Here is a 9,401-nt window from a genome sequence, read left to right as displayed (position 1 = left end):
TATTGCCGGGCGTGGTTGTCGGAGCGGGCTGGCCAGGGGGGTCTGCCTTCGCCGCAGGTGTACCGCAGTGAGTTGGCGGCTGCGGCTTGGAGGGCGGTGCGGGCGTGATGGGTGTGGGCCCCAGTGCCGTTCTGTATCTGTGGTTACTGCGTGCTTTTGCCGAGGGCGGAGGCCGGGGTGTGCGCCCGGCGGCGCAGTAACTTTCTCTTGGCCGCCAAGAGAAAGTCACCAAAGAGAAGGCGGTCCCCAGTCTGCGTCCCCCGTACGCCCTGTCGGGCGAACGGGGGCAACCTGCGATGCTCGGAGCTGGGGTGGTGCCGATGAACTCGCTGCGTTCTTCGAACTCCGCTCAAACAGCATCGGCAAGCCAGATCACGAAGTGCGTGTGTCCTTCGGCACACGCACCCACCCCAGCCCCTGCGCTTCTCGGCGCAGCCAGCAGGGGTGGGGAGCGGGTACCACACGGCTGCTGCTGCGCAGCTGCGCCTGGGGTCGGGGACGCGCGCGTTGCGCGCTGCCGACAGCTGGGGCGCGATTGCCTTGGCGAGCCGAGCGCAGCGAAGGGCCATCAGGCCGAGCGAAGCAATGGCCCGTGTGGAGCCCGCTTCCACCCCCTTCTGACCGTGCCGAGAAGCGCAGGGCCTGGGGTGAGCGCGTGCCGAAGGACACGCGCCTCGTCATCTGGCTCGCCGAAGCTGTTTGACCGCAGCTGCCTCGCAGAGGCAGCGCAGGGAGTTCTTCGGCGTCACCCCAGGACCGAGCATCGCAGGCTGCCCCCTCGCCCCCGGGCGAGGGGGACACGGGCAGCGGGGTCGCCTTTCTTTGGGGTACTTTTCTTTGGCGAAGCAAAGAACAAGTACCTCGGCCGCCGGGCCAAGACCCGGCCTCCGCCCTCAGCAAATCACAGAAGCCCCAACCAACCAAACACAAAGTAGACCCCGCTCCGCAACGCAACTCAGATCAACACCACAGCAACCTCAGTAATGCGGCGGCAACTCATCCCGCAGATTGCGCGGCGCCCCACCCGCACCACCATCCGGCGCCTGCTGGCGCAGCTGGATGACCTCCTGCGTGAGCCGGTCGATCAGCTCCTGCTGGCGGTAGATGGTCAGGTTGAGCTGGTCCAGCAGGTCCTCGGTGAAGCTAGCCTTGATCTCCAGGCTCTCCAGCCGCTCGATGATGCGCTGCTGGTCTGCGCCCTGATCGGACACAGGTTCCATCACAAGGCCTGGCCCAGGCGCGCCACGCCTTCGCGGATCTTCTCCACATCGGCCGTGGCGAACGACAGGCGCAAGGTGGCGTTGTCGGGGTTGGCGCAGTAGAACGGCGTGCCGGGCACGAAGGCCACGCCCTTTTCGATGGCGCGCTTGGCCAGCACGTTGCCGTCGGCCACCTTGCCGCCCGCACCCGTGAGGCGCGCCCACACGAACAGGCCGCCCTGGGGCTGCACGAATTCGATGGCGTCGCCCAGTTCCTTGCGCAGGGCATCACCCATGGCCTGCGCGCGCTCGGCATACACCTTGCGCACCTTGGCCAGCGTGGCGGGCATGCGGCCGGCCTTGAGGTACTGGGCGGCCGTGGCCTGGGCGAAGGTACTGGTGTGCGCATCGCTGAACTGCTTGCACATGGTGGCCTTGGCCAGCAGCTCGGCCGGGGCGATCATCCAGCCCACGCGCAGGCCGGGCGAGAGCACCTTGCTCATGGAGCCGCAGTGCGCCAGCAGCTCGCGGCTGCCGGGTACGGTGGCCGAAAGGTTCAGCAGGCTCGGTGGCGGGGCTTCGCCGAAGTACAGGTCGCCGTAGGGGTCGTCTTCGACGATCAGGGTCTGGTGCTTGACGGCCATCTCCAGCACCGCCTTGCGCCGCTCCAGGCTCAACATCACGCCGCTGGGGTTGCCGAAGGTGGGGATCAGGTAGACGAATTTCGGCTTGTGCTCGGCGATGAGCTTTTCGAGCTCATCGGTCTTCACGCCGTTTTCATCGATGGGCGCGCTGATCAGCTCGGCGCCGTACAGGCGAAAGCACTGGATGGTGGCCAGGAAGGTGGGGCCTTCGACGATGACCTTGTCGCCGGGGCTGATGAGGGTCTTGCCCAGCAGGTCCAGCGCCTGCTGGCTGCCGGTGGTGACAATCAGGTTCTCGGGCGCCAGGTCCGTGGCTCCCTTGCTGGCCATGAAGGCGGCCAATTGCTCGCGCAGGGGCTGGTAGCCTTCGGTCGCACCGTACTGCAGCGCGGCACCGGGTTCGTCCGTCAGCGCCTGGTTGCTGGCCGCGCGGATGCCTTCCACGTCGAACATGGCGCTGTCGGGGAAGCCACCGGCAAAGCTGATGATGCCGGGCTTGCCCAGCAGCTTGAAGAGCTCGCGGATGGCAGAGGTTTCTACATTGTTCAGGCGGTCGGCGAATTGCATGGAGTGGGGTCCCGGTGACAGTGGCGAATCCCTCCATTGTCGCCAATTGCGGCGCAGGTTTCCTGCGGCGTAGACTGGCGCATCCCCTCCAAACGACCGAGACAAGGCACCATGCCCCTGGAAATCCGCCAACTGCCGAAGATGCGCCTGGCCTGCATGCGCCACACCGGCCCCTACGGCCCGGCCCTGGGACAGCTGTGGGAGCGCTTTGGCCAGTGGTGCGCCGAGCATCGCCTGAGCGAGCCGCGCCCCAGGTTCTATGGCATCAGCCTGGACGACCCGGCCTGCACACCCCCCGAGCAGTGCCGCTACGACGCCTGCGTGCAGGTCGGCGTGGGCCTGCGCACGGGGACCGATGCGCAGGTGCAGGATTTTGCGGGTGGGGACTACGCCTGCGCGCGCTTCGAGGGCACGGGCGCCGAGATCGGTGCGGCCTGGGCCGGCATGGGCGCGCCGGCCCAGATGCCCAAGGGCTGGGAGTTGGATGCGCGGCCGGCCGTCGAGGTCTACGAAGAGGACTTTGCGATGGACCCTGCGACCGGCGTCTTCGTATGCTGGCTGTATGTAGCAGTGCGGCGCGCACCCTGACCCCACCCCAGCCCTACCGCCGGTGGCTTCGGAACGGATGGGCCGCTGCGGGCCAAGGGAAACGCCGGGACATGCCAGCCATCACAGCGCAAGGGTTGCGCTCGCGTCCAGCGCCCAAAGCCTGACCAGCAGCGACTGGGACCGCGCCTGCCCGATGACAGGTTCTGCCAGCTCCAGAAACTTGCCTTCCAGCTCCGCGTCCGTGAGGGCCTGCTCCGGGTCGCCCTTGCGGTTGGGCTGAAAGTGCGAGAGCCGGCGGCCGTCCACCGTCTCGATGTCGATGCGCGCAGACCGCTGGCCAGGAAAGGCGGCATCGAGCACCGGATCCACCTCGACCGTTATGCGCTCCATCAGCGCGCGGGTAGCGGAGTCGTCCAGGCGGCCTGGCTCGTAGGCTGCCAGGCGAACGCTGCCATGCGACAGCGCAGTGGCCACGACGTAGCTCAGGCTGAAGCGCGCTTCGTTCGCCGTGGTGGGGCGGGTGTAGCAGGCGATGTCGAGGGCGGGACGGTAGGTCGCCACCCGCACGCTCTTGATCTGCTCGGCCTGGAGGTGGTGACGCTGCCGCAGTTCCAGTGCGCCATCGATGGCTGCAAACGTGTGGCCGCACCCGATATGGTTCTTGAAGGTCAGGCGGGTGATATGAAAGTCCCGCCCCAGCGTTGCGCCGACCTGGGACCAGTCGGGACCATTGCTCATGGCCTGGCCCAGACCGGTTTCACCGTCCAGCACATCGAGCGATCCGGTCAGGCCACGCGAGGCCAGTTGCGCGGCAAGCAAGCCGGCCTCGGCCGCCCGCCCTGCGTGCAGGGGCTTGGACATCGAGTCCATGCGAAACGCCTGCTGAAGCCCGGCAGCAAAGGTCGCGGCGGTTGCCAGCGCATGGGCGAACACAGGCCCATCCAGCCGCAGGAGCCCGCCCACCGCAGCCGCTGCACCAAAGCTGCCGACGGTGCCGGTGCTGTGCCAGAACTGGTAGTGGGGCCGCCCCATCACCACCCCGATGCGGGTGGACACCTCGTAGCCGAGCACCACACCGCGCAGAAATTCGAGGCCCGAAACGCCCAGGTCCTGCCCCGCAGCCAAGGCGGCGGCAATGGTGGCGGCGCCCGGGTGGTACATCGCATCGCGAAAACTGTCATCCACCTCGGCGGCATGCGCCGCTGTGCCGTTGATGAGTGCGGCGGTGCGCGCGGTGCTCGCACGCCCGCCCCCGAGAAAAGCGCGCCCCCGGTCAAGGTCGTCCACCAGGGTCTGCTCCAGGATCGCGACGGGCGGCGTGCTCAGCCCCGGGAACAGGGAGGCGTACCAATCGATCACGGCGCGCTTGGCGTGGTGGATCACCTCGCCGGGCAGCGGTTGCCGCTGGAACTCGGTCGCATACCGGGCAAAGATTTCTGTAGCGTGCATTTCAGGTTTCCAGACAGGGGACAATTCTCAAGCACTTCGTGCCCGCTTCGCAGCCATCAGGCCAGCACCACCACACCGTCGGCCGCGCGAACGCCCTGGCCCTGGGGCAGCACGAACACCGGGTTGATCTCGGCTTCAACCAGGCGCTCGCCGAGCTGGGCCGCCATCTGCGAAAAGGCCACGATGGCGCTGACCAGTGCATCGACGTCAGCCAGCGGCCGGCCACGAAAGCCATCCAGCAGCGGCCAGGTCTTGAGCTCCTGCGCCATGGCCAGCGCATCAGCGCGCGACAGCCCGCCGGTGGGCGGCAGCAGGCGCATGCCCGTGTCCTTGAACAGCTCGGCCGTGACGCCGCCCATGCCCAGCAAGATGGCCGTACCCAGCGCGTCACGGTGCATGCCCAGGATCAGCTCGGTGCCGCCACCGACCATCTCCTGGACGAGAAAGCGCTTGGGCAGCACACCGGCCCGGGCCTCGACTTCCGACGCCATGGCCGTGAGGCGCGCACCGATGGTCTCGGCCGTCAGGTTCACCGCCACACCGCCCACGTCGCTCTTGTGTGTGATCTCGGCCGAGAGAATCTTCAGCACCACGCGGCCACCCAGTTCACGCGCTGCGGCTTCGGCCTCTGCGGGCGAGGCGACGATGCGCTCGCCCGCACAGGGCACGCCGAAGCGTGTGAACAGCTGCTTGGCCTGGTATTCGTCCAGAGCGCCGGTCGGCAGATCTTGCACCGCCACCACCGCAGCCGGTTCGCTGGACTCGACCTGCGGTTGCAACTGCGCCACCTGGAACATGGCGCGCAGGGCCGCCGTGCAGCTCTCCGCAGCGGCGAAAGCGGGTACCCCGCGCTGCGTGAGCAGCGCACCCACTTCAGGTGCATGCGGGCTGACGTAGGCGATCACCGGCTTGTCGGAATGGGGCAGGCAGTCCTCTATGGCACCGGCCAGCAGCTCGGGCATGGCCAGGCTGGAGGAGCCCACGATGATGGTCAGCGCATCGTAGCTCGGGCTCTGCAGCAGCACCTTGATGGCGCCGCGCAGCAGGTCGGGTTGGAGGCCGGCCAGCGTCACGTCGATGGGGTTGCGGTCCAGCACGGCATGGTCGCCAGTCTGCAGCGCGCGCAGGGCTGCGGCCGTGGCCGCGTCGGGTGCAGGGGTGTCGAAGCCGGCCATGCCCAGATCGTCGGACACCAGCGTGCCGGCACCGCCGGTGGAGGTCAGGATGGCGACGCGCTTGCCCTGCAGCTTGCGGCCGGTGGCCAGCGCGGCCGGAATGTCCAGCAGGTCGCTGAAGCTTTGCGCGCGGATCACGCCGACCTGCTTGAACAGCGCGTCGTACATGCGGTCGGCGCCAGCCAGCGCACCGGTGTGCGAGACGGCAGCCTTTGCACCCGCTTCGGAGCGGCCGATCTTGAACGCCACCACCGGCTTGCCGGCGCGCGCGGCCTTGAGGCAGGCGCTGCGGAATTTGGCGGGGTCGCGCACGGTCTCCACATACAGGGCGATGACCTTGGTGGCCTCGTCATCGGCCAGGTGGTCGATGAAGTCGGCCAGTTCCAGGTCCACCTCGTTGCTGGTGGAGATCAGCTTGGACAAGCCCACGCCACGCGCCGCAGCGCGCGACAGCAGTGCCCCCAGGATGCCGCCGCTTTGCGACACGACGCCAATGCCGCCCACGGGGAAATGCGCCATCTCCAGCGCACCGGTGGCCGACAGCACGATGGAGTCGGTCAGGTTGACGAGACCGATGGTGTTGGGCCCCAGGATGCGCATGCCGCCCGCGGCCTCGACCAGTTGCTGCTGCCGGCGTGCGCCCTCCTCGCCGGTTTCGGTGTAGCCGCTGGCCAGGACGATGGCTGCGGCAGTGCCCAGGGCTGCGAGATCCCGCACGGCCAGATGGGCCCGCTCAGCGCCCAGCAGGACGATGGCGACGTCAGGCACCGCAGGCAGTGAAGCGATGTCCGGGTAGCAGACCAGGTCACCGATCCGGTCCACCTTGGGGTTGACCGGGTAGATGTCGCCGGCAAAGCCGTGCTTGAGCAGATAGGACACGGGGCGGCCTGCGGTCTTGGCGGCATCGGCGGATGCGCCGATGATGGCCACGCTGCGGGGCTTGAGGAGGCGGGAAATGGCGTTCATGAAAGCTACTCCTTGCTGGCCGTTGCAGAAGCCTTTGCCAAAAAGGCCATCACCGCATCGCGGTGCTCGGTGCTCGTGTAGCAGATGCCTTGAGCCTGGCTGCCTTGTGCGAACACCTGCTGCGCTGACATCTCGAAGCTCTGGTCCAGGATCGCCTTGCCCAGCGCCAGTGCGGTGGCCGAGCCCTGGCTGAGCTCGGCTGCCCAGGCCTGCGCCTCGGCCACCAGCGTTTGCGCCGAGGTCTTGCGGTCCACGATGCCCATGGCCAGCGCCTCGTCCACATCGACCTTGCGGCCGGTGAAGATCAGCTCCTTGGCCTTGGGCAGCCCGACGCGGCGGGGCAGGAAGTACATGCCTCCGCCATCGGGAACGATGCCGCGGTGGATGTAGGACCAGGAGAAATTCGCCCATTCATTGGCGATGATGAAGTCGCATGCCAGCGCGGTGTCGGCGCCCAGCCCGGACGCTGCGCCGTTGACGGCGGCGATGGTTGGCTTGGGCATGGTGTGCAGCAGGGTCTGCGTGTGGTGCACGCGCTGCTGGCGGTGCCAGCCGTTGAAGGCGATTTCCCCGGCAGGAGCCTTCATGCGGCGCTCCATGCCGGAGATGTCACCGCCCGCACAGAAACCCTTGCCATTGCCGGTGAGCACCAGCGCGCGTATGGATTTTTCGGCGCTGACATGCTCCAGCGCCGCGATGAACTCGGTGCGCATGCCGTCGCTCATCGCGTTGCGCTTTTCGGGGCGGTTCAGCGTGAGCGTGGCGATGCCATGGGTGACGTTCAGTTCAATGAGCTCTGGGGTCATTTTCTGCTTTCGAATGCTAGTCGTTGGTGATCTTGTTGTCCTTGACGACCTTGCGCCAGCGGGCCTCTTCGCCCTTGGCGTAGGTGTCGAACTCCTGGGGCGATCCGCCCTTGACGATGAGACCTTCGGCTTCCAGCTTCTTGCGGAAAGCCTCTGTGTTGACCGCTTTCTTGGCCGCACTGTTGAGCTTCTCGATCACATCTGCAGGAGTGCCGGCGGGAGCAAAGAGGCCGTACCAGCTGTCCGCCACATAACCGGGCACACCGCTCTCCGCGACGGTGGGGACCTGGGACAGGACCTGCGAGCTGGACCGCGCAGCAGTCGTCACCGCCAAGGCCCGCAGTTGCCCCTTGTCGATCATGGCTCCCACGGCTGCGGCCGTGGCAAACATCACATCCACCTGGCCGCCCAGCAGGTCGGTGAGGGCGGGCCCGGCTCCGCGATAGGGCACATGGATCAGGTTCGTTGCAGTGAGGTTCTTGAACAATTCACCGGCCAGATGGGCCGATGTGCCCGCCCCCTGCGACGCAAAGGAAAGCTTGCCCGGGGCCGCCTTGGCGGCAGCGATGACGTCCTTCACGGATTTGTAGGGGCTGCTGGCCCGTACGACCAGGACATTGGGAGATACGCCCACCAGCATCACGGGCGCAAACGCTGTTTCATGGCTGTAGGGCAGCTTGGGCTGAATGCTGGGATTGACCACATGCGCCACGGTGGCCATCACCAGGGTGTAGCCGTCGGGGGCGCTCTTGGCTGCGGCATCGGTTCCGATGATGGTTCCAGCGCCGGGCTTGTTGTCGATGATCACCGGCTGGCCCAGCTCCTGCCCCATCACCACGGTCATGGAGCGGGCCACCAGGTCCGTACCGCCGCCCGGCGCAAATGGCACGATGATGCGAACCGGCTTGTCGGGGAATGCAGCATTGGCTGGAGCTGCGTGCAGGCTGCTCAAGACTGCGGCAGCCGCGATGATCGATGTGATGCGCAAACGCGCAGAAAGCAGGAAGTGGTGCATTTCTTTGTCTCCATTTTTTGGGGATTTGACCAACGGCAAGTGACCTCAAGGAGCGGCATCGTCGGCCGCCTCACTCACAGGGTTAGCGTAAGAGAACGCCTTCTCCAGTGCATCCCCTTCATTCCACTGGTTGGAAATGAAATACCTCCACAATGGCTACCATGAACCCACCCGCCAGCAGTGCCGCAAGACGCAAGAACCATGAGGAACCCACGCTGAACCGGTCGCTGGAGCGCGGGGTGGAGCTCCTGCGGGCGTTTCGGCCTGGCGCTGATCTGCTGGGAAACGGCGAGCTGGCGGAGCGCACGGGGCTGTCGCGGGCCACCGTCAGCAGACTGGCGCAGACCCTGGTGCAGTGCGGTCTGCTGGAACACGACGGCGCGCGGCGCGCCTATCGGCTTGCGGCCCCGGTGCTGAGCTTTGCGCACGCCATGCGATCGGGCTCGCCGGTGCTGCAGATCGCGGCGCCATTGATGCGCACGGCGGCGGAGAAACTGCGCGTCAATGTGGGGCTGGCCGTGGCGGACCGCGAGGAGATGGTGTACCTGGAATCCATCCGCTACAACAGAAAGGTATCGCTGCGAAGCGTGGTGGCGGGTCAGCGCGTGCCCATCGAACTCACCTCCCTGGGGCGTGCGTACCTGTGCGCGATCTCCGAAACGCAGCGACGGGGGCTGATGGCCAGGCTGGGGCAGCAGCGTGCATCTGGCTGGAAGGCTCTGCGCGAAGAGATACTCACTGCGGTGCAGCTGTTTGGCGAAAAAGGCTACTGCACTGCGTCCTGGCAGCCCGAGGTGGTCGCCCTCGCGATCCCCATCGTCACGCCCAGCGGCTCCATCTACGTGCTCAACATGAGTGTCACCACACAGCAGAGCGCGCTGGAGATGGAAGCCGAACTCAGCGCGCCCCTCAAAGCGCTGGCCGGGAAGATCGGAGATGCGCTTCGGCAACTGGAATGAGAATAACAGGCGTCAGCGTTCGCCACCGGAGCCTGCGCAGACCGCAGACTGCAGACCGCAGTCCGTTTTGCG

The 9,401-nt window shown here is 66.8% G+C and carries 8 protein-coding genes; 2 read left to right on the top strand and 6 right to left on the bottom strand.

Translation table 11 applies throughout. From position 1 onward, the window contains the following. Nucleotides 1-977: 977 nt before the first annotated feature. Together U5N23_RS12995 and U5N23_RS12990 are read right to left on the bottom strand one after the other, a co-directional pair. Complete coding sequence (locus U5N23_RS12995) at nt 978-1,220, bottom strand: SlyX family protein (protein WP_322593218.1); 243 nt, start codon at nt 1,218-1,220, stop codon at nt 978-980. Continuing rightward, nucleotides 1,220-2,410 carry a PLP-dependent aminotransferase family protein gene (locus U5N23_RS12990; RefSeq protein WP_322593217.1) on the bottom strand — a complete coding sequence of 397 codons (1,191 nt, stop codon included), beginning with the start codon at nt 2,408-2,410 and terminating at the stop codon, nt 1,220-1,222. The genes U5N23_RS12995 and U5N23_RS12990 overlap by 1 nt, the downstream gene beginning before the upstream one ends. 111 nt (nt 2,411-2,521) lie before the next feature. On the opposite strand from U5N23_RS12990, the gene U5N23_RS12985 reads away from it, so the two are divergent. Then, on the top strand, nt 2,522-2,998 hold the full coding sequence (locus tag U5N23_RS12985) for an AraC family transcriptional regulator (RefSeq protein ID WP_322593216.1): 477 nt from the start codon (nt 2,522-2,524) through the stop codon (nt 2,996-2,998). A gap of 81 nt (nt 2,999-3,079) precedes the next feature. On the opposite strand, the gene U5N23_RS12980 is transcribed toward U5N23_RS12985, so the two are convergent. Genes U5N23_RS12980 through U5N23_RS12965 form a run of 4 tightly spaced genes read right to left on the bottom strand, consistent with a single transcriptional unit; the run spans nt 3,080 to nt 8,370 of the window. Further along, entirely contained in the window at nt 3,080-4,408 is a 1,329-nt protein-coding gene (locus U5N23_RS12980) for an MmgE/PrpD family protein (protein WP_322593215.1), read from the bottom strand. A 56-nt stretch (nt 4,409-4,464) separates the two neighbouring features. Beyond that, complete coding sequence (locus U5N23_RS12975; protein WP_322593214.1) at nt 4,465-6,549, bottom strand: acetate--CoA ligase family protein; 2,085 nt, start codon at nt 6,547-6,549, stop codon at nt 4,465-4,467. A 5-nt stretch (nt 6,550-6,554) separates the two neighbouring features. Continuing rightward, nucleotides 6,555-7,355, bottom strand: a complete 801-nt coding sequence (locus U5N23_RS12970) for an enoyl-CoA hydratase/isomerase family protein (protein ID WP_322593213.1) — start codon at nt 7,353-7,355, stop codon at nt 6,555-6,557. Between the two features lie 16 nt (nt 7,356-7,371). Next, on the bottom strand, nt 7,372-8,370 hold the full coding sequence (locus tag U5N23_RS12965; RefSeq protein WP_322593212.1) for a tripartite tricarboxylate transporter substrate binding protein: 999 nt from the start codon (nt 8,368-8,370) through the stop codon (nt 7,372-7,374). Nucleotides 8,371-8,531: 161 nt separating this feature from the next. Here U5N23_RS12965 and U5N23_RS12960 point away from each other — a divergent pair, with 161 nt between their 5' ends. Next, on the top strand, nt 8,532-9,329 hold the full coding sequence (locus U5N23_RS12960) for an IclR family transcriptional regulator (protein WP_322593211.1): 798 nt from the start codon (nt 8,532-8,534) through the stop codon (nt 9,327-9,329). The last annotated feature ends 72 nt before the right edge of the window (nt 9,330-9,401 follow it).

Origin of the sequence: Acidovorax sp. (assembly GCF_034519795.1) — a bacterium.
Lineage (GTDB): Bacteria > Pseudomonadota > Gammaproteobacteria > Burkholderiales > Burkholderiaceae_C > Acidovorax.
This window is presented reverse-complemented; position numbering and strand designations above follow the sequence as displayed.

Bases quoted from the DNA above. Each gene is read 5' to 3' on its own strand.
- U5N23_RS12965 (WP_322593212.1), bottom strand. From the start codon at position 8,370: ATGCACCACTTCCTGCTTTCTGCGCGTTTGCGCATCACATCGATCATC.
- U5N23_RS12995 (WP_322593218.1), bottom strand. From the start codon at position 1,220: ATGGAACCTGTGTCCGATCAGGGCGCAGACCAGCAGCGCATCATCGAG.
- U5N23_RS12990 (WP_322593217.1), bottom strand. From the start codon at position 2,410: ATGCAATTCGCCGACCGCCTGAACAATGTAGAAACCTCTGCCATCCGC.
- U5N23_RS12980 (WP_322593215.1), bottom strand. From the start codon at position 4,408: ATGCACGCTACAGAAATCTTTGCCCGGTATGCGACCGAGTTCCAGCGG.
- U5N23_RS12970 (WP_322593213.1), bottom strand. From the start codon at position 7,355: ATGACCCCAGAGCTCATTGAACTGAACGTCACCCATGGCATCGCCACG.
- U5N23_RS12960 (WP_322593211.1), top strand. From the start codon at position 8,532: ATGAACCCACCCGCCAGCAGTGCCGCAAGACGCAAGAACCATGAGGAA.
- U5N23_RS12975 (WP_322593214.1), bottom strand. From the start codon at position 6,549: ATGAACGCCATTTCCCGCCTCCTCAAGCCCCGCAGCGTGGCCATCATC.
- U5N23_RS12985 (WP_322593216.1), top strand. From the start codon at position 2,522: ATGCCCCTGGAAATCCGCCAACTGCCGAAGATGCGCCTGGCCTGCATG.